We start from the raw sequence: 21,441 nt of genomic DNA, 5'->3' as shown, positions 1-21,441 counted from the left end.
CAATTAACTGTTGAGTTGGACCACTAAGGTCGCTATCGTGGAACATCCCGTTTCATCTACTGTTCACTGTATTAACCCCAAATGCCCTAAACCCCATGGCCAGCCTTGGGGTAATAGGTTTTGTCAAAGTTGCGGTGCGCCATTGCAACTCAACGATCGCTATATTCCCTTAAACAGTCTAGGAAGTGGCGGCTTTTCCAGGCTGTACACCATTTGGGACTTGAAAACCCAATCCGAAAAAGTCCTGAAAGTCCTCGTGCAACCCGACCCCAAAGCCCTAGAATTATTTGAACAAGAAGCCAGAGTTTTGGCATCCCTACAGCATTCGGGAGTCCCACGGGTAGTCCCAGACGGCTATTTTTTCCTACGAAGACGCAACCGTAACCCCTTACAACTTCCCTGCTTAATCATGGAAAAAATTAACGGCCTTACTCTCGAGGAAATTCTCGCCGAATATCCCCAAGGCTGTCCTGAAGAGTTGGTCATGCTGTGGCTGCATCAGGCTTTGGATATTTTGCGGGAGTTACACAAACGGGGAATTGTACACCGAGACCTGAAACCGTCTAACCTGATGTTGCGTTTACCCCACCCGCAAACCCTCGACTACAGCCAGCTTGCGGATAGTCCCTTGGTGATGATTGACTTTGGCGGCGCGAAACAAATTGGGACTTTAGTCCATAGCGATCGAGAAACTACCCCCAGAAGCCACACCCGCCTAGTTTCTCCCGGTTATAGTCCCCCGGAGCAAATAGTTGGGGCCGCCATAACTCCGGCTACCGATTTTTATGCTTTGGGGCGAACCTGTATCCACCTGTTAACGGGTCTGTTTCCCGCCGAACTTGAAGACCCCATGACCGGAAAATTGCAATGGCAACATCGGGTGGCCGTGACTCCCGGCTTTGCCGAATTACTTGATTGTATGGTCGAAAATGATGTGAATGAGCGCCCCCAAAATGCTGATGATATTCAAACCTATCTATTCCGCATCGCCAGGATGAAAAGGCATCCCCGCCGGATGATGTCCTTTCCTCAACTGTTTCTTGATGTCATCAAAACTGCATTAATTGAAGTCGATCGCATTATCTGGGGGGGATTGAAATTGGTTGGGCGCAGCCTCCTGGCTATATCTCAGGCTATCACCGAAACCCTTTGGCAAATCGGGTTGGCTAGTTCAGGAGGAATGCTGGGGGCGGGGTTAGGGTTAATTTTAGCCTATCAATCTCCCCTCGGTCAAATATTAGGGGATTTACTCAAGCCTTCTTTACCCCTGTTGTTTAGTCATCTATCTAACAATTTGGGCGCGGAAATTATAGTGTTAAGTTTAGCCGGATTAGGCACAGGTTTAGGCTTGACCGATGGCGCAGGTTTTCAGCAACGCCGTCACTATAAATGGGCGGGCGTGATGGGTGTATTCGGATATTTAACGGGGGGGTTACTGTGGCGCATTATCAGTACCATCTCCCTAGTGCCAGGGTTTGGCAATTTGGCTATGGCGAGATGGTTTTGTATAGGAATGACTACCGTGATTTTAACCTGGGGATTGGATTGGAAAAGCCATCGCTCGGTTTATGCGATCGTTTCCGCCAGCGCCACCAGCGCTATTTTTTGGGGTTTAGCTAACTTGAATATCCTGCCCATTTATCTATTACAATTTCCCCAAGTCAGTCTGATAGCCGAGTGGGTACAGTTCAGGTATGCTATTACTTTTGTGGGTTTATTGGGCTGCACTATAGCTTTATCTTTGGCAGTAATTCACTATACAATTATCCCGATTTTACGCCTGATAGGATGGAAATAGACATCAGCAATAATCCCCCCGCTGAGAGAATTGTTTATCTGTATAGTTTATCATCAAATATAGGTAAAGTAAACCAGAATGTTGCCCCTTCCTTCGGAGTGGCGATCGCCCCGATTTTACCACCGTGGGCGTTGATAATTTGCCGACACAAATATAAACCCAAACCTAACCCTTGAATATTCCCCACAGTTCGCCCCCGTTTATATAAATCAAAAATCCCCTCTAATTCCTGTTCACTCATACCATTACCATTGTCTTGAACAGTGCATCGGACTAACTTAACCCGGGTATTTTTAGGGGAGATAACTTCTGTAATCAACTCCGCTGACAGAGTGATGATAATACCAGGAGGATTATATTTAATCGCATTAGATAACAGATTATCAAAAACCCTCCATAGCTGATTAGGGTCAGCGTTAACCGAGGGTAAATTTTCCGATATTTGATTATTAATTGCCGCCTGTTCTTTTTGTAAGATTAGCTCTAATTCCAGGGATAATCTGTTAGTAAAGTGACGCAAATTTAAGGATTGACAATTTAAATGAATCCCCTTTAATTCTATATTGCTGGTTTGCACTAGGGAATTAATCAAAGCCAATTGGCGAGTGCAACTGTTAGCCATACGCTTTAAAATTGATGGGGCTACAGGTAATTCATCATAATTTTCTGGTATTTTTTTGAGGAGATTTTGCAGCACCATTAACATTCCAGTAACCGGATTTCGTAAATCATGGGACATCGCATGAATATAAATTCGCAGGGCAGATTCTATCTTTTGGCGCTCCCTAATTTCTCGCTCTAATTGCTGATTTTGGGTGATTAATTGCTGTTTTTGTTGACTAATGGTTAATTGAGTTCTCACCCTAGCCAATACTTCCTGAACATGAAAGGGTTTAGTAATATAATCTACCCCTCCCACATCAAAAGCTAATACCTTATCCATAGTATCACTCAACGCACTCAGAAAAATAATAGGAATCTCCCGAGTTGTCGGGTCATCTTTTAAATATTTAGCTACCTGATAACCGTCTAATTCTGGCATCATAATATCCAGTAAAATTAAATCAGGTGTTTCCGCTTCTACAGCCTGTAGCGCCCGCTGACCATTGATAGCCTTACGGACTTTATAGCCCTGTTCTAGCAACATTTGGGAGAGGAGGCGGAGGTTCTCGGGAATATCATCAACAATCAAAATATCCGGTTGAAACTCGGAACTAATATCACGACTCATATTCGCAATCCCTATAATAAAACTATTACTATGACCCTAGGGCAGCATCGGATCTGCTTTCCGATCAAATCAAAGTTTTCGTAACATCATTTATTGTATCTAATCGAAAATTATTTACCAACTCCGTGAGAGTGGCCACTAATTCCGTTTCCGATTCGGGAATTTCAGTAATTAATTGGAATACCTCCGCATCATCCCCAGAAATTGCCGCCTTATGAAGCCGTTTTAGCCAATCAAAAGACATAACCATTAAAGCCTGCGGTGTCAGCGCGCGCAGTGATTGAGAAGAGACGCTAGGGGGGTTAGGTTCCATCAGATAACGGTAGCGCAGACCTAAATGAATTGCCATTTTTTCCAGTAAATCAGGATTCTGAAAAGGTTTGCGTAGGATATCATCACAGCCAGCATTGATAATATCTACCTCCTGTTCACTTAGGGCGCTGGCGGTGAGAGCAATTATTTTAACTGTATCACCAAAGGGGCGCGATCGAATTTGGCGGGTCGCCTCATAGCCATCCATAATTGGCATCCGCATATCCATCCAAATTAGTTGGGGTTTATGACTTTCCCAAGTGGCGATCGCCTCCCGACCATTTTCTGCTTCCAAAACCTCAAATCCTAAAGTTTCTATAATTCTAGCTACCAATAGTCGATTTTCTGGCACTTCATCCACTACCAAAATCCTGTAATTTTGACCATCAGATTCAATGGCAATTTTCCGGCTACACATAGGAGTAATAATCAACGGCTGGACTGTAGCTAAATCTAAGGGAATCTCAAAAATAAATTTACTCCCCACACCCATAGTGCTATCAACTGTAATATCTCCTCCCATCAACTGCACAAATTTTCGACTAATTGGCAATCCTAACCCGGTTCCTTCCTGAGAATATTTACCCGTTTCTGTTTGCACAAAAGCATCAAATAAAGCATCGATTTCCTGGGGGGAAATTCCTGGGCCTGTATCTTCAACTATAAACTGCATCAGTACAGTATTAGAATCTGTATGAGCTTCTTTAGGTGTCGGTAGAGTCTTAGTGTATAATGTCACTTCCCCGGCGGTCGTAAATTTAATAGCATTGGCGAGTAAATTGATTAAAACTTGTCGCAGCTTTTTCTCATCACCTAACAGATACCGAGGCAAATCTAAGGGGCGATTAATATTTAATACAATATCTTTATGGGCAGCTTTTAACTTAAACATTTCCTCCAGGGTTTCCAGAAGCCTATGCAGGTCAAAATGATTCATTTCTAAAGTGATTTTTCCCGCTTCAATTTTGGATAAATCCAGAATATCATTAATGAGTTCTAGGAGGTGTTCACCACTGCGATTAATAATTGCTAATTCCTGGGAACCTTCAGCAAATATGGGGTTATCAGACATCAATTGACTAAACCCCAGAATCGCATTAAGGGGGGTTCTTAATTCATGGCTCATATTCGCTAAAAATGTACTTTTGGCACGGTTCGCAGCATCGGCGGCGCGTCTGGCTTCTTCTAGGGCAATATTTTGGGTAGCTAGTTTCAGTCTTTGTTGTTTTTCTCGTTCTAATAAATTGGCTTGGGCGAGGGCTATTCCCATTTTAGCAGCTACTGATTCTAAAAGGTCGATTTCTTCATCTGTCCAGGTGCGACTGTTGCTACATTGACTTAGATAAATTGCGCCGTTGGGTTGACTGCGATAGGATGTGCGAATAGCTAAAAGAGATTGGATCTCAAATTGCTGGCAAAACTCTAAGGCTCCTTGTAGGTTTTTATCTGTGTTAATATTTTCGTGAGTGATGGCGATATCCTGACTAAGAATCCTATCAATATAGGGATAATCTTCGAGGGGATATTCCTGATTTAAAATCGGGGGATACTCGCATTTTAAATATTCGGCAACGGCTTTAATTTGGGGTGTGGGGCTAGATAAATAAGTGTAAATCGTACAGCGATCGACTCCGAAAGTTTGACCAATACGGTTGGCTGCAGTTTGAAAAATTTGCTGGGGATCTAGGCTAGATCTGAGTTCCTCCGTGATTTGTCGCAGCAGTCTTTCCCTCTCAAATTGGCGGCGGAGAGCTTCTTCCGCTCGACGGCGATCTGTGATATCATTACTGCTAGAAAGTAGACATTCTTGGCTGTTTAAATTAATGATATCTGCCGAAACTAATCCGCTTCTAATCTCGCCATTTTTAGTTCTAAATTCTAGTTCAAAGTTGCGGACTTGACGATTTTGGGCTATAAGATCTAACATCTCTGACCGTTGCTCAGAATATACCCATAGGTTGAGTTCGTCCAGGGTGCGATTGATAATTTCTTCCGCATTGTATCCGGTGACTAGGCAAAAACTTTCATTAACTTCTAGGTGAATACCATCATCAAGACGACTAATTGTAATGGGGTGAGGGGCTGCATGAAAGGCTGTCGAAAATTTTTGTTCTGACTCCCTAAGTGCAGCTTCTGCAGCTTTACGTTCTCGGACTGCGGCTTCGGCAATTTTAACTTTTTGCTCGAGTTGTTGAGTACGTTCGGCAACTTTTTGTTCTAATCTATAGGAGTATTCCTGAAGTTGACTATAGGAAAGTTTTAATTGTCCCCGCATTTGTTTAAAAGACCTAGCCAGGGTGCGGAGTTCTTGAGTGCAACTATTTCCAACTTTCTGATTCCAGTTACCCCTAGATAGGGCGTTAGCCGCTTTTGCTAAATCGATAATGGGGCGAGTAATCCACTCTCCGGTCATCCATCCTATGGCGATCGCTACTGCTAAAGCAATCACCGATAATCCCATGGTAAGGCGGGTATTATTTTGGATATTTTGCATAAAATCGGCTTCGGGAATCACCACCACAATCAACCATGTTAAACCTCGTTCATCCCGAAAAGGTAGCAGTTTTATATATTGAGTTTCACCATTAAATGGGATTTTTCTAAAATAAGAATTATCGATGCGATCAAATCTATCAAATTCATCTTTTAAATATTTACTGATTTCTTGAATTAAAGGGTTTGCACTAACTAAAGCAGCCTTTCTAATTATGCGATCGTCTTCCTGTGTAAACAGGGGTTCTGAGGTAGAACTTGCTACTAATAAACCTTCATGATCAATAATAAATGCCTTTCCCATTTCTCCCATATCTAAACTATTCAAAACTTGACCAATATAAGACAGACTGATGACAATACTCATGACTCCATCAGCTTCCGTGGAATCAGGGGAAGAAGAAATAATTTGACTAGCACTAATTTGCAGAATTGGGGGGGGTTCAAACCGGGTATAAATTGGGCTCCAAACAGGTTTATCAGTGCCGATCGCCACCCGATACCAGGGTCGTAGACGAGGATCATAATCGGGATCAATATAATCTGGTGGTTGCCTATTAATTGCCTCTAAGCTATTGTAGCGATATAAATCAAAGTTGGTAGATGCCCCAGCAATTCCTACTTGTAATTGACCATCTTTAGTGCGGGAAGTTGAGCGATATTCTCCCTGTTCATTACCAATAGAAATAATATCAATTGATTCAAAAAACTTGGCTTTTCTCCAGAAATACAATTCCCATCCTGATAAATCTTCAATATCTAATAATCCCAAAGCTACCGCATCTTGGATATCCTGACCTACTATAAAAGGAATTTCTAAGTAGTGAGTTATATTTTCTTCAATGCGATTTACAATTTCGACAATCAACCGATGGGCTAAATCATCAACGGCTTTCTGTCCGTTTTTGAAAGACAGATATCCCACGACACCAACAGTGGCAAAAATTTGGACTACAAAAGGGATAACTAACAGTCCCCGCAGCGATATTTTAGAGGATATCCCGGTAATTAAGCGACGACGGATAGACCACATTTTGGGGATACGCATCATAGCTAGGTGAGTGATTATATGATATAATAGGGGAAGTTGAGAGCTAATTTTAGTCCCAACTTCCCTATCTATAAACTATCAGGTTTTAGCCTAAACTGCATTCAAGCCTAACATTCCTTTGAGGGTAAAGTAGGTAAATAAGAAGACACTTATCAGTAAACCTAACAGGGCGATCGCTGTCACGGGACGGTTTAAAAGAGGTTTGAGACGTTCAAACAGGAAATAAAAAATCCCCAGAGTAAAGGTGATCAGGTAGCGGGGATAGCGGGATACATTCTGAAAAAAGTCTTGCATAGGTTAATCTAATTAAATGGCTAGGGAGTGACATCAGTATACCATTATAATTAATTAACTGGGCAACTGTTGCTAGTTGCCCCTAGGGATGTCGTCAAAAATTGGGTTAATTTAGGCGATCGCCTGATTCGAGATCAAACCAGTGCATCTGTTTTCGAGATAGGCTTAATTTTACCTGTTCACTTTCCCAAAGTAGGTCAGCCGGAATCACCGCCCGCAGAGTTTGTTCAGAGCCGTTAATGCGGACACTCAAAAGTTTTTCTTTCCCCAAGTCTTCAATTAAATAGACCTGTCCTTCAACTAGATCGGCATCGGCTTCTTCTCCTAAAGATACATCCTCTGGACGAATCCCAAAAACCACAGCTTTTGGGGAAGTTTGTAAATAAGGTAAAGTTAAACCAAACTCTCCTAAAATTGCCTGATTGTCGTGACAGTCTAAGGTTAATAAATTCATTTGAGGACTCCCCACAAATCCGGCTACAAACCGATTAGCCGGCTGCATATAAATCTCAGTAGGAGAGGCTAACTGCTGCAAATACCCATCATAAAGTACCGCAATTTTACTAGAAAGAGTCATGGCTTCCGTTTGGTCATGGGTGACATAAACCACAGGTTTTTGTTGAGATTCAAATAACTGTTTGAGGTCGGCGCGGACTTGTTCCCGCAACAGCGCATCCAAATTACTCAGAGGTTCATCTAACAGGAAAACATCAGGGTTACGCACTAGCGATCGGGCTAAAGCCACCCGCTGACGCTGACCCCCCGAAAGTTGTCCGGGTTTACGCTCTAATAGATGTTGAATTCCCAAACGGTTCGATACATCATTAACCCGTTTTTCAATTTCTATGCTATCAACTTTCCGCAATTTCAAAGAGGTTGAAATGTTTTCATAAACCGTCATGTGAGGATATAACGCATAACTCTGAAATACCATCGCCATATTGCGTTTACCAGGGGGAATATTGGTTAAATCTTCTCCCCCTAAAATTACCTGACCCTGGGTGGGTTCATCTAACCCAGCAATCATCCTTAATAGGGTTGATTTCCCACAACCAGAGGGACCCAGAAGAGTGAGAAACTCCCCATCATTAACATTAACACTTACATCTTTAACGGGGATGACATTATGAGCGAATTGTTTACGCAGGTTTTTGAGTTCTAATTTAGCCATGATTTCGATAATTACAGAACAGTGATTGAGGTGATTTTAGCCTTTGACAGCGCCGGCTGTGATTCCTTGAACAATACGACGTTGGAACATTAACACTAAAATAACCAGGGGAATAGTTCCAGTTACGGTAGCAGCAGCAATAGGACCATAGGGGATTTCAAAAATAGATGCACCTCCAATTTGTGCAACGGCTACCGGAATGGTATACATTTCTTCGCGGCTGATAAAGGTGAGAGCAAAAATAAACTCATTCCAGGCGAAAATAAAGGTGAGAATTCCGGTGGTTACTAAAGCAGGTATGGTCATGGGTAGAACTATCTGTAACAGCATCCCAACGGTTCCATATCCGTCAATTTTGGCGGAGTCTTCTAGGTCTTTTGGTAGTTGTTGGAAAAAACTTCTCAAGACCAAAATTGTCAGGGGTAAATTAATGGCAGTGTAGGGGATAATTAGGGCGATGTAGTTGTTACCTAATCCCATAAATTTGACAATTTCCAGCAACCCTAAAAATAGGAGAACATAGGGAAACAAACTGATAATTAGGACAAAGCCGAGGATCACATTTTCTCCGGGTATTTTTAATCTAGTTAGGGTGTAGGCGGCGGGGGCCCCAACTCCTAAACATAGAAAGGTTGAAATGAGCGAAACTAAAGCACTATTAAACACATAGCGCAGAAAGTGCCAGCCTAAACTTTGATAGTGTTGAAAGGTGAGTTGATCCAGACTGGGAAAATAAACATTGGGAATGGTGGAAATAGATTCATTGGTTTTTAAAGAAGTTAGCAACTGCCATAACACGGGCGCTAGACAAAATATGATGGTGAGAATCACACCTATCCACAGAAAAATCCGACCCCAGTTGATTTGGCTTTTGCTATCAGTTTCTGAGGATTGATTAGCAACGGTCATTGATTATTTACCTCCCATAACATTTAAGCGAGTTCTTGATAGGAAAAAGGCAGCGATCGCCACAGCTAAAATCAGCAGTAAAAAGGTGACTACAACTAAGGCAGCACCATAGCCAAAATCCAGATATCGGCGCACCGTAGCATAGATATAAATAGACACGGTTTCTGTAGCCCCACCGGGTCCCCCGCCAGTCATGACTTGCACCAAGTCAAAAATACCAAATGCTTGGGCAAACCGAAACAGTAAAGCAATGATAATTTGAGGCATAACTAAGGGGATGGTAATTTGCCAAAAACTCTGCCACTGGTTAGCGCCATCAATAGCATGGGCTTCGTATAAATCACTAGAAATCGACTGCAAACCAGCTAGGAGAATAATGGCAATAAAAGGGGTGGTTTTCCACACATCAGCGATAATCATAGCTAACATGGCGCGGGTAGGATCGCCTAGCCAAGTAATGGGGCTATCAATGAATCCTAAGCGGGTCAGAATATCATTAACTACCCCATACTGATCATTAAAAATCCACGCCCAAGCTAACCCCATCACGGCTGTAGGTAACGCCCAAGGAATTAGGGAAGATGTGCGGACAAAACCTCGCCCAAAAAAGGCTTGATTTAGCACTAATGCGATGCCCATACCAATCACCAATTCTAAGAAAATAGAGATGATGGTAAAAACGCTAGTATTCCACATGGTTTGCCAAAATCGACCATCTCCAATTAGGCGCTGATAGTTGGATAATCCCGCAAAAATTGGTTGTAATTGAGTGCCTAAATTATTGGTAAATAAACTCAACCAAAATGCCCTACCTATCGGATAAATAAACACAAAGCCAAGAATTATCAAAGCTGGTGCTATTAAGATCCATCCGGTGAGTTTCTCTTGGCGTTCCATCTGATTGTTAATTCTTTCATTCATGATTAATTAGTTATCGATTCAACAAGGCGCGGGTTTCATTGGAGGCAGCTTGCATGGCTTGTTCTGGGGTTCTGCTTCCGGTTAGGGCGGCGCTGAGATACCGTTGCAAAATATCAGAAGCCTGGGCATATTGAGCGATCGGAGGCCTTAAAACTGGGTTCTGCACTACTTCCAATAAGTTGGGAAGATAGGGAAACTTCTCGACTAATGGCGGGTCATTAAATAGAGATATTCTGGAGGGAACATAACCAGTTTCTAAAAAATATTTGCGCTGAACTTCTGGTTTATTAAAGAAGTTGATAACCGCCCAGGCTTCGTCTTTATGGCGAGAAGTGGAGGCAATGCCAAATCCCCAACCTCCTAAACAAGCACCACTATTTTTACCGGGGGCGTGTACCATTGGTTTAATGGCAAAATTTCCGGCTATGTCTGAGTTGGAGGCGAGGGAATAAACATAAGGCCAGTTTCTTAAAAAGGCAGTATTACCACTTTCAAATAGGCGGCGGGTTTCTTCTTCGGCGTAGGTGGTAACTCCAGGGGGAGAAATGTTTTTGGTAATGGTATCTCGGAGAAATTGCACAGCGGCGATCGCTTCCGGTTTATCTAACCCGACTTCTTGGGTATCTGGGTCGATCCAAAATCCTCCAGAACCTTCTAAAATTTCGGTAAACATAGCCGATAAACCTTCATATTGTCTACCTTGCCACAAATAACCCCATTGGGCTAAATCTTCTTCTTGTAGCCTTTGGGATATCTCTATTAATTCATCGAAAGTGTCCGGAGGTTCTGCGCCAATTTTTTCTAATAAATCAGTCCGATAATACAGCATTCCTCCGTCTGTACGGAAAGGCATTCGGTAAAGTTTATCTTGATAGCGTCCCCCGTCAATATCCCCTTCTAAATACGCCTGTAACTGTCCTGGAGTCACCCGATTCGATAAATCAGATAACCACCCGGCTGCTGCAAACTTTTGTACCCAAACGATATCCATATAAGCGAGATCGTAGGGAGAATCTCCGAGTAAAAAAGCCGAGGTATATAGGTCTTCGACTAAATTGGTGTTATTGGGGCCGCTGATGACTTCTAGGCGGATATTTTCGTGGTTTTCATTAAAGTCTTTAACCAGGGGTTGCCATTGGGCTGCTTCCAAGGCTTGGACTAACACCCTCACGGTTACGGGTTGTTGGCTAAAGGCGGGAATAATAACGCACAATACCGCTAATAAACTGGCGATCGCTAATCCCAAATTTCGCCAAAATCTCGAATATTTTAGATGAAGTAAGCGGCTATTGATTTGACGATTAATTCTGTGTTTCTGTAACATTACTAAATTTTTGCAATTGACAACCGGAAACAATCCCTATATCTGGAGATAGACCTGATTTACCCTGGTATCAAATGCAGGTTAGAGTTCACTTGGGTTATGATTATACAAATTTTTGAGGATTATGGCAAGGCAACTTTAGATTACTTAATATTTAGGGGGTGGCCATCGGAAAATTTCTGTATAATCTGACACACATCAGATTGATTGATGCTATTAATCTTTAAGGTAAGATAATATCACCTAATTAAAAAATATTTTTAGCCATTAATTATCATCTGGCGATCGCTGACCCAACCACTAGAATAAAAATTAGATTGACTTATAGACACGAGGCTAGTAAAATCTTCTGAAGATTAATTAATCAGACCTTGATAATTTAGGAAAGACCAGTGTTAGACATTAAACTGATTCGGGAAAATTCACAAGAGATTCAACAACGCCTCAACCGTCGAGGAAACTATGACCTAGAAGCCATCTTAGAATTAGATGAAAAACGGCGGGAACTTGAACAGCAACGCATTCAACTAGAAACCCGCAGCAACGAGATCGGTAAACTTGTAGGAGAAAAAATCAAATCTGGAACCGACCCCAAAGGGCCAGAAATTCAAGCATTGAGGGAAGAAGGACAGCAAATCAAGTCCCAGTTAAGTGACTTAGAACCCCAAGAAAAAGACCTAGAATCGCAAATTACTAGCCTATTACTTCCTTTACCAAACCTTCCTAGTGACACCACCCCAGAGGGAAAAAGTGAAGCCGAAAATGTGGAAGTACGCCGCTGGGGAGATGAATATAAACTCCAAAATGCCGAGATTTTACCCCATTGGGAAATCGGAGAAAAGCTAGGAATTCTTAACTTTGAACGAGGGGTAAAGATTGCCCAAAGTCGTTTTGTTAGCTTAGTGGGGGCTGGCGCGGCATTAGAACGCGCATTAGTTCAATTTATGCTGGATACCCACACAGCTAATGGCTATTTAGAAGTTATACCACCCCTGCTAGTGAATAGTATATCTTTAACTGCTACAGGTCAATTACCTAAATTTGCGGAAGAAAGTTTTAAATGTGCTGATGACGATTTATGGTTAATTCCTACTTCAGAAGTTCCGGTAGTTAACCTATATCGTGATGAAATTTTAGAAAGTGAACAACTCCCCATTTATCACTGTTCATTTACTCCCTGTTTTCGGCGGGAGGCGGGAAGCTATGGAAAGGATACCAGAGGTCTAATTAGACTGCATCAGTTTAATAAAGTGGAATTGGTGAAATTAGTACACCCAGAGACTTCGGAGTTAGAACATGAAAAATTAGTGGCGGATGCTGAAGGTATTTTACAGGCTTTAAAATTACCCTATCGTGTGATAGAATTGTGTACGGGAGATTTGGGATTTGCAGCAGCTAAATGTTATGATTTAGAAGTATGGCTACCTTCAGCAGGAACTTACCGAGAAATTTCGAGTTGTTCTAATGTTAAAGATTTTCAAGCCAGACGTGCCAATATTCGGTTCCGGGAAGCCAAAGGCGACCCCAAGAAAAAGAAAAAGAAAACGGAGTTTGTTCATGCTTTAAATGGTTCGGGATTGGCGGTTGGACGAACTATGGCTGCCGTTTTAGAAAACTATCAGCAGCCGGATGGAAGCGTTAAGGTTCCGGAGGTTTTACAGCCTTATTTGGGGCGAGAGGTTTTGTAAAATTTGGCTGGTATGTTAACTTAAAAAAAAGAGTGGGGTTTTGCTTAGGCTTAACCCCAAGATAAAAATTAACTTGTTTCTGAATATCAGCTATTGGTAAAATTTGGTTAGTGAATTGTAAAGATCACCATGAATTTTAAAACACGAATTAGCGAATTTACAGGTTCAATTAATTCTTTAACCATAATCTCAACCATAGACATTCTTCAGCGAGACATAATAATGATACCAGTAAAAATTAGGGAAAGTCCGATCCACTGATTCAAATCAAATCTTTCACCAAATAGTAAATTTCCGGCGATCGCAATTAAAGTAAAGCTAATTCCGGCAAAAATTGGATAAGCAGTCGAAACCGGAAGCTGATCTAATGCTTTCGCAAATAAAATCACATTAACTCCATAGACCATAATGCCACCGATAAACCAGGGAGAAAGCAACAGAGTTAACAAACTTGGATCGGTAGCTACCAGTCGCGATTTTTTTAACAGCAGACTACCGACACAGTTATTAATTGCTGCCAAAATCAAAAATCCCCAACCACTTAAATAAAAATTCATAGGATACCATTTAACCTAATTTATTCTAGCCATTTAGTGTTAATGACTCTGCCGCCAGAGTAATAACCTACTTCCCCAGGTTGAATCCTGTCTTTTATTTGAATGCGAAAAGATTGCATAGTCTGAAAATCCACATCAGAAATTATAAAGTTTTGGGTTTCTAATCTTTGGTCAAAGGGAATATGCACATTCATAAAATAAGTACCGGGTGATAATAGTTTAACCCAGTATTCTCGATCGCCAATGCGGTTAATATTTAAAGCATTCGAGGGATTAATCAAATTGTTAAATGTGGCATTGTTGAGTAATTCAATTTCTGACTCTGCAAAAAGTTGGCCAGCAGCATATAAGCCATTGCGATAAATATAGACTCCATTTAAGTTGTCTGGTATATTAATTAAAAACATTCTGCGTCCTTGGATTTCCTGATCAATGCTTTCAATTACTTGTTTAGCTATGTTCCCGGCTAAATTCCAGTTTTGATTAAAGCTATACAAATAATAAGATAAAATGATTGATATAATCATGAATTGAATAGCTAAAAGTACACGAAATCTAGCCAGAGAAACACCAATAACTAATACCAATAAAATCACCAAAAATGCCGATGGTAAATATAGGAGTCTTTCCCCTTCTGTATTGGACAAGGAAATGCGAATATTAATCACAGGTAATAAAGAAGTGCCAAATAATCCTAACAAAAGAATTGCTAATTTTGCAATTAATATATAAACCCCTTGTCGGCACAAACAGACGACCACAAAAGTACAAATAATGGTCATGAATATGGCAAAAAATATCACCCAGTTTTCTTCTGGAATATTAGGAAGTGGGGGAATGATAATTCTGAGGCTAGAAGCCAAACCTCGCTGGATAATGTCAAGATTAAAGTTGGTGTGAACCCCGCTTCCGTAGCCTCCTAAAAATTGTCTAATTCCCAAGTATCTTAGCCCCAAATAAATTGGCAAAACCGAGGCATACATTAGCGGCAAATATAGTATTTTTAATAAATTAATATAATTGTTTTTATTCAGGTAATTATATAATTCATATAACAATACTAATTCTGGGTAAATAATGACTGATTCTTTGGATAGTAAACCCAGAAAAAATAGGATATATGATATAAAAAATAATCGGTTATTGTCGGTTTCTTTATATTTAAGATAACCACAAAATGCCGCCAAGCCAAAGCAAGTAGCGACGAGATCGGATCTGGCTGATATCCAGGTAACAGCTTCAACATGACTATGAAGAATAATGAAAATAAAGCCGGAGACTAGGGAGAAAATATTAATTAATTTTCCGGCTAGATCTGCACCCCTAAACAACAGCCGAGACATTGCATAAACCAGAAAAGCATTTAAGCCATGGAAAAATAAGTTGGTGAGGTGATAACCAAGGGGGTTCAGTTCCCACAGTTGATAATCAGCAAATAGAGTTAGGGAAATTAGGGGACGAAAAAACACATCTGGTGGGGTTGTCCAGACACCAAATACACCTCTGGTTTTGATTTGATAAATCCAGTTAAAATCATCCGATAAGAAAAAAGAGTTGATGATGTTTCCATAGGCGATCGCTGTTAAAATCCAGCCAGAAATTAAAGTGATTGCGTGCCATTTTAACCAGGAATCCGTCTGGTTTTGGGATTTTATCATTTTGTTTAAAACCAATTAGAACTTTATTTTAACATCAAATTCATGGTCAGTATACCCATAAAAATTGACGGCAAATTACCCCGATAGCCAGCTATTAAGATATTAATAGTTCCAGCCAATTCTACTGACTAAAATTAATAGAAAATCGCTGTCCTTCGATAGTTCCAGCCACAAAAATAGAACTAATCTCATTGTGGGAATTATAGCGAATATTGGCAGTTCCGATAACTCCGGGAATTGTCGCCCCAGTAATTGTCATCTCCAAACCAGAAGCCGTTTCGCGGGCTATATTACCCGTTAACTTGACCGGATTTTCCCGACTATCCCAAAAGGTTAGTTCAGCATTACCACTGCTATCAACATTAATAGAGGCGGCGGTAATAGATTCTTGAAAGCGACTATTAACGGAATAAATCCCACTACCAGTTTGACTAAGTTGCAATTCTCGGCGGGTAGTTTGGGCGCGCGCCATAGGTGTTGGCATCACGGTTAAAGACCCAGGGGATACCCCTACCAAAATTCCTAGCATAATTAGCCAAAATCGGTGAATATTCATGGTTATTTTTTTCTGCAAAACTTACCCAACAAGCGATCGCCATTAGGGACAGAACCCCTAATCATCAGATCCATTTATTGACCACTATCTGTCAATCTATTTTATACTGCATCAACCTCAAATGATAAAATTTGCGGTATGATATACAATTTAGCACTGGTAGGACATCAGATGATTGACCAACTTTTAGATGGACGGTATCAGATCCTAGAGATAATCAGGTCGGGGGAATTTGGGAGTACCTATCTAGCCAAAGATACCCGTCGCCCTGGGGAACCTATATGCTTTGTCAAGCATCTACGATTTTTGGTAGAAGATCCCCAATTATTTAAGAATACTTACCGTCGCTTTCAACAGGAAGCCGAGGTTCTAGAAAAGTTATCCCACCACGACCAAATCCCCCAACTGCTGGCTTATTTTGAACAAAACCAGGAATTTTATCTGGTCGAATCCTATATAAATGGACAGTCCCTAGCCCAGGAAATTTTACCCGGTCAACCTTTATCAGAAAATTCGGTAATTGCCATCGTCTCAGAAGTTCTAGAAATCCTGAATTTTGTTCATGATCAAGGAGTAATTCACCGGGATATTAAACCTAGTAATCTGCTGAGGCGGGATGCAGATCAAAAAATTATGTTATTAGATTTTGGGGCGGTTAAAGAAATTGGTTTTCACCAAAATAATAATCCTCCTACGGCGAGAATTGGCACTTTAGAATATATGCCCATCGAGCAATTCGAGTGTAATCCTCGCTTGAATAGCGATATTTATGCCCTGGGAATGATTGCTATTCAAGCATTAACTGGAATGGCAGCTTATGAATTACGAAAAATTCGAGAAAATCATCCGACCAATGCTGGGGAATTATTCTGGCGAGATTTAGCCATTGTTAGTCCTGAGTTTGCCGAGATTATCGATCGCATGGTTAAACCAGACTACCGAGAAAGATATCAGTCAAGCGAGGTAGTTTTGGCAGATATTAATAATCTCAGTAATCCTTCTCAAACTGATGCCAATAAACTCGAAAGATACCGAGAAGAAGTTAAGCGCATCGGCAATTATGAAGGGGAAATATCAGTAGTAGGTCGCCAAATTTTAGAAGAGCTACGAGTGAGTTTACAAATCTCCGAACCCCAAGCCAAAGCCATGGAAGACGAGATTCTTAATCCTTACCGTCGAGATCACCAGAAAGGCGATCGCTATCAACAAGCCCTGACCGAAGCCATTATACAGCAATATCCATTAGCCAAGAAAACCAGAGCAGAATTAGACCGACTGCAAAAAATGTTGGGAATTTCTGATCAGGATATGGCTATCATTGAAGCCAATATTTTACAATACCCGTTAACCAGAGAAACCAGAGAAGAATTAAGGCGACTTCAGCAGTTATTAGGTCTTTCCGATGATCATGTAGCTTTGATAGAGGCTCAAATTTTACCGGAATCTTGGTTAAATCAGATTTTAAGCAAATTAAATCCCGATCGCGATCGTCTTCTGTCCTGGCGTTGGGGATTTGTCATTAGTGGAATTATCATAGCTATTATCGGTTTAGGTTGGGGATTATATCAATATAATAACTGGATACAATCCCGAGCACAAGCCGATATTAAAGAACAACTTGATACCGAAAAAATTGACTATATTCAGTCATTATTAGCCGCCAATAACTATCAAGATTGTATTACCGCTGCCCAAACTTTTCCAGAGTCTTCACCTCAGTATGCTGTCGCCCAGGAGTTACTCAGCCAATGTCAAGATGTGATTAGCTGGAAACAAGCAAAAGTTAACACATTCCCCATTCATACAGCCGCCGTCCAGTCAGTTGCTGTCAGTCCTGATGGCAGGATAATTGCTAGTGGCAGCCGAGATAACACCACCAGACTTTGGCATATAGAAACCGGGGAAGTGCTGCAAAATTTTGTAGGCAATTCATCAGCTATTCTCTCCGTAGATTTTAGTAACGATGGCTTATCATTAGCAGCCGGAACTCAACTATCTCAGGTGATAGAATGGAATCTGGAAACCATTGAATGGTATCCCCCATTAGTCGGAGGCTCTCCCATTGAAGCTATACAAATTAGCCCTGATAATAGAGCGATCGCCACCGGAAGTGCCGATGGTAATGTGCGAGTGTGGAATCGGAGAACTGGGTTAATTTTATATAACAACAATCAGCATTCGACTATTGTGTATTCCGTCGCCTTCACCCCCAATGGTCGTTGGTTGGTTACGGGTTCAGGGGATGGCAATATTCATATTATTGATTGGCAGATAGATCAGTTACGCCATAGATTCCCAGCACATACCGGAGAAGTGCGATCGCTTGCGATTACTCCTGATGCTCTGCAAATTATCAGTGGTGGTACAGATAACAATATCAAAATTTGGAACCTAAGAACAGCAGAAGAAGTGATAACTTTAACAGGTCATAGAGGCGCAGTTCTTTCCGTAGCTGTCAGTCCAGATGGGACACAAATTGCTAGTAGTAGTCGGGATAGAACCGTCAAAATTTGGAACTTAAAAACTGGGGAATTACTTAATACTTTAACTAACCCTCAAGCCGTAGTTAATTCTCTAGTTTTTGGTATTAACTCCGCCACCTTAATCGGAGGCACTCAGGATGGAACAGTTGTAGTCTGGCAGCGATAATCTGGCGTTATGGGGGGGTTCACCATCAGGATTTTAGCCCTGGGGGGGGGTGGCAACGACAGACCATTACCCGTAGGGGTATCCAGTCCCCTATACCATCTGAATTGTTGCCGGAAACCCAAGCATTGAAGAGGATTGTAGGCTGCCAAACTTTTTGGTATAAGTCTCTCAAAAATTTGCCACAATTTTAGATGTAAATTTTCTCATCAATATGATATTGTAGTAACAGAACTAGTATATTTGAGATAATCAGAACATCAGGGCGTCTACTTACTACATATCTATCTGAGTCTACTAGACCCGGATAAACTATCGGAAAACGGTTGTAACAATTATAGTGTTACTGTCTACCGGTTGAATTTACATCAGTATTTATATGGATCATGATTGACCAACTTTTAGACAGACGGTATCAAATCCTAGAAGTTATTGAGTCTGGGGATCTAGGTAGTACGTTTTTAGCAAGAGACACCCGTCGCCCAGGGGAATGCCTCTGCTTTATCAAACATTTGCGACTTTTGGTAGAAGATATCAAGCTGCTGAATATTGCCCGTCGTCGGTTTCGCCAGGAAGCCAAGATTCTGGAAAAATTATCTAGACATGATCAAATTCCGCAACTTTTAGCTTATTTTGAGGAAAACGAAGAATTTTATCTAGTGGAGTCTTACACTCCTGGTCATCTCCTCTCTGATGAATTTTGGCCCGGTCATCCCCTATCAGAAAACCTGGTAATTCAGATAATTTACGATGTCCTAGAAATCCTGACTTTTGTCCATAGATTCGGAGTAATTCACCGAGATATTAAACCTAGTAATTTACTCAGGCGAGACTCGGACGGAAAGTTAATGCTATTGGATTTTGGGGCGGTTAAAGAAATTAGTTTTAGCCAAAATCATAACCCCCCCACAGGTCCGATTGGAACCATAGAATATATGCCTATTGAGCAGTTCGAGTGTAACCCCCGCCTCAATAGCGATATTTATGCCGTGGGTATGGTCGCTATTCAAGCCTTAACCGGACTTCCTAGTTATGAATTATCACAACTGCGAGAAAATTATCATACTAACCCAGGACAGTTGTTCTGGAGGCATTTAACTATTGTTAGTTCCGAATTTGCCGACATTATAGATCGCATGGTGCAGTTGGACTATCGGGAAAGGTATCAATCGGCGGAAGAGGTTTTAACTGCTTTGCGAACCATGGGCGATCGCAGTCCCACCGATTTTAGTAAACTCCAAACTTACCGAGAAGAAATACAACGCTGCGCTAGTCATAAAGGTGATATTTCCGTAGTTGGTAGGCAAATTTTGGAGGAACTGCGAGTCACTTTAGAAATATCCAAGGAAGAAGCAGAAGCCTTAGAAGATGAAATACTTAATCCCTATCGTAAGTATCGTGAGAAGGGAGAACGTTACGAACAGGCATTAATAGCAGCAGTTAAACAGCAATATCCTTTTAGTGCTGAAACGCAAAGTGAACTAGATAGACTCAAGGAATTGTTAGGTATTTATGATGAAGATGTCGAGGTGATTAAATCTCATGTCTTACCCAAATCTGGGTGGAGTAAAATCTTAGATATCTTTGGAGATAATCCCCGTACTGAAGTGGCTAATAAACAGCCTAAATCATCCGTCGCTTTTCGTCCGCGCCCGTCTTTTTGGTTGGTGATTGGGGGTATTTCTTTGGCGATCGCTATGTTACTTTTCCTGTTGTATCAATATCAAAGATGGCAACAGTTACAACTAACCAGAGCCAATCAACAACAACTTTATAGCCAACAGTTTGAGACAGTCGCCGATTTGGTACAAGCGGGAAACTACCAAGGTTGTATTACCCAAGCCCAACAAATTCCCGAATCTTCTAGCTATCATCCCCAAGCACAGACAGTGCTTGAACAATGCCAAAGTGTGGTTAATTGGAAACAGGCAGACCTAACGACTTTGGCAGGTCATACAGCCCCTGTAATGTCAGTAGCAGCTAGTAATGATGGAGAAATAATTGCTAGTGGCAGTCGGGATAATACTATCAAACTCTGGAATACACAAACCGGGGAAAATATCTCCACACTCACCGGAGATGGATCGGCTATTCTGTCCGTCAACTTTAGTAGTGATGGCATTGAATTAGCATCAGGGACGGAATTTTGGCGGATTCTGGAATGGAATTTACAAACCCGAGAATTGTATTTACCATTGGAACACTCAGCCCCAATTTTGACAGTACAAATTAGCCCTAATAATAGAAATATTGCTTCTGGCAGTGCTGATAATACTGTGCGAGTTTGGGATCGCCGTACCGGACAAGTTTTGTATAACCATACTCAACACTCAGAAACAGTTTATGCGCTGGCTTTTAGTCCTAATGGTCGCTGGCTGGTGACGGGTTCAGGCGATCGCACTGTTCATGTTATTGATTTAGAAATGCGTGAGTTACGCCACCGTTTACAAGGACATAACGGAGAAGTCCGAGCCGTGGCTATTACTCCTGATGGTCAAAATATCATCAGTGGTAGTAGTGATAATACCATAAAAATTTGGGACTTACAAACCGGACAAGAAACCATAACCCTCACAGGTCATCAAGGGGAAATTCTCTCCGTAGCCGTCAGTCCCGATGCCTCTCAAATTGCCAGTAGTAGTGGCGATCGCACTGTCAGAATTTGGAACCGAGCCACCGGAGAGCTACTGAATACCTTAACAGATATTCCCGCCGTCATTAACTCCGTATTTTTCCTTAATGATGACACCTTAATAGGAGGCAGTCAAAACGGAACCGTTGCTATATGGAGGAGACAGCAATCATGAAAAGACTACCCATTGATGATGGGCT

At 41.4% G+C, this 21,441-nt stretch carries 14 protein-coding genes; 4 read left to right on the top strand and 10 right to left on the bottom strand.

Going from position 1 to position 21,441, the window contains the following annotated elements:
* Nucleotides 1-37 precede the first annotated feature (37 nt).
* A complete protein-coding gene (locus tag ACTIE0_RS02140; protein ID WP_006621613.1) occupies nucleotides 38-1,798 on the top strand; it encodes a serine/threonine protein kinase in 1,761 nt (586 codons plus the stop codon).
* 34 nt (nucleotides 1,799-1,832) lie between these two features.
* Here ACTIE0_RS02140 and ACTIE0_RS02135 read toward each other — a convergent pair whose 3' ends face one another.
* From ACTIE0_RS02135 to ACTIE0_RS02105, 7 genes are all read right to left on the bottom strand, one after another.
* Nucleotides 1,833-3,029 (bottom strand): hybrid sensor histidine kinase/response regulator, encoded by a 1,197-nt coding sequence (locus ACTIE0_RS02135; protein ID WP_006621614.1) that lies wholly within the window; start codon nucleotides 3,027-3,029, stop codon nucleotides 1,833-1,835.
* A 64-nt stretch (nucleotides 3,030-3,093) separates the two neighbouring features.
* A complete protein-coding gene (locus tag ACTIE0_RS02130) occupies nucleotides 3,094-6,885 on the bottom strand; it encodes an ATP-binding protein (protein WP_006621615.1) in 3,792 nt (1,263 codons plus the stop codon).
* Between the two features lie 90 nt (nucleotides 6,886-6,975).
* On the bottom strand, nucleotides 6,976-7,179 hold the full coding sequence (locus ACTIE0_RS02125; RefSeq protein WP_006621616.1) for a DUF751 family protein: 204 nt from the start codon (nucleotides 7,177-7,179) through the stop codon (nucleotides 6,976-6,978).
* 106 nt (nucleotides 7,180-7,285) lie between these two features.
* Nucleotides 7,286-8,350: an ABC transporter ATP-binding protein gene (locus tag ACTIE0_RS02120; RefSeq protein ID WP_006621617.1), complete on the bottom strand. Its 1,065-nt coding sequence runs from the start codon at nucleotides 8,348-8,350 to the stop codon at nucleotides 7,286-7,288.
* A gap of 36 nt (nucleotides 8,351-8,386) precedes the next feature.
* Complete coding sequence (locus ACTIE0_RS02115) at nucleotides 8,387-9,259, bottom strand: carbohydrate ABC transporter permease (RefSeq protein ID WP_006621618.1); 873 nt, start codon at nucleotides 9,257-9,259, stop codon at nucleotides 8,387-8,389.
* Between the two features lie 3 nt (nucleotides 9,260-9,262).
* Nucleotides 9,263-10,180, bottom strand: coding sequence for a carbohydrate ABC transporter permease (locus tag ACTIE0_RS02110; RefSeq protein ID WP_006621619.1), 918 nt, complete (start codon nucleotides 10,178-10,180; stop codon nucleotides 9,263-9,265).
* A gap of 10 nt (nucleotides 10,181-10,190) precedes the next feature.
* On the bottom strand, nucleotides 10,191-11,504 hold the full coding sequence (locus ACTIE0_RS02105) for an ABC transporter substrate-binding protein (RefSeq protein ID WP_006621620.1): 1,314 nt from the start codon (nucleotides 11,502-11,504) through the stop codon (nucleotides 10,191-10,193).
* 392 nt (nucleotides 11,505-11,896) lie between these two features.
* Between ACTIE0_RS02105 and serS the strand changes: the two genes are divergently transcribed.
* Nucleotides 11,897-13,192: a serine--tRNA ligase gene (gene serS, locus ACTIE0_RS02100; protein WP_006667894.1), complete on the top strand. Its 1,296-nt coding sequence runs from the start codon at nucleotides 11,897-11,899 to the stop codon at nucleotides 13,190-13,192.
* 206 nt (nucleotides 13,193-13,398) lie between these two features.
* On the opposite strand, the gene ACTIE0_RS02095 is transcribed toward serS, so the two are convergent.
* The 3 genes from ACTIE0_RS02095 to ACTIE0_RS02085 form a co-directional block, all read right to left on the bottom strand.
* Complete coding sequence (locus ACTIE0_RS02095) at nucleotides 13,399-13,749, bottom strand: DMT family transporter (RefSeq protein ID WP_006621622.1); 351 nt, start codon at nucleotides 13,747-13,749, stop codon at nucleotides 13,399-13,401.
* A 20-nt stretch (nucleotides 13,750-13,769) separates the two neighbouring features.
* Nucleotides 13,770-15,350 (bottom strand): hypothetical protein, encoded by a 1,581-nt coding sequence (locus tag ACTIE0_RS02090; RefSeq protein ID WP_432430797.1) that lies wholly within the window; start codon nucleotides 15,348-15,350, stop codon nucleotides 13,770-13,772.
* 178 nt (nucleotides 15,351-15,528) lie between these two features.
* On the bottom strand, nucleotides 15,529-15,963 hold the full coding sequence (locus ACTIE0_RS02085; protein ID WP_006621624.1) for a hypothetical protein: 435 nt from the start codon (nucleotides 15,961-15,963) through the stop codon (nucleotides 15,529-15,531).
* Nucleotides 15,964-16,134: 171 nt separating this feature from the next.
* Between ACTIE0_RS02085 and ACTIE0_RS02080 the strand changes: the two genes are divergently transcribed.
* Together ACTIE0_RS02080 and ACTIE0_RS02075 are read left to right on the top strand one after the other, a co-directional pair.
* Nucleotides 16,135-18,612 (top strand): serine/threonine-protein kinase, encoded by a 2,478-nt coding sequence (locus ACTIE0_RS02080; protein WP_006667897.1) that lies wholly within the window; start codon nucleotides 16,135-16,137, stop codon nucleotides 18,610-18,612.
* A 383-nt stretch (nucleotides 18,613-18,995) separates the two neighbouring features.
* On the top strand, nucleotides 18,996-21,416 hold the full coding sequence (locus ACTIE0_RS02075) for a serine/threonine-protein kinase (protein WP_006667898.1): 2,421 nt from the start codon (nucleotides 18,996-18,998) through the stop codon (nucleotides 21,414-21,416).
* Nucleotides 21,417-21,441: the final 25 nt, after the last annotated feature.

The organism is Limnospira sp. (assembly GCF_051859755.1).
GTDB lineage: Bacteria > Cyanobacteriota > Cyanobacteriia > Cyanobacteriales > Microcoleaceae > Limnospira > Limnospira fusiformis.
Note: the sequence above shows the minus strand (reverse complement) of the source record. Positions and strands in the feature narration are given on the sequence as shown.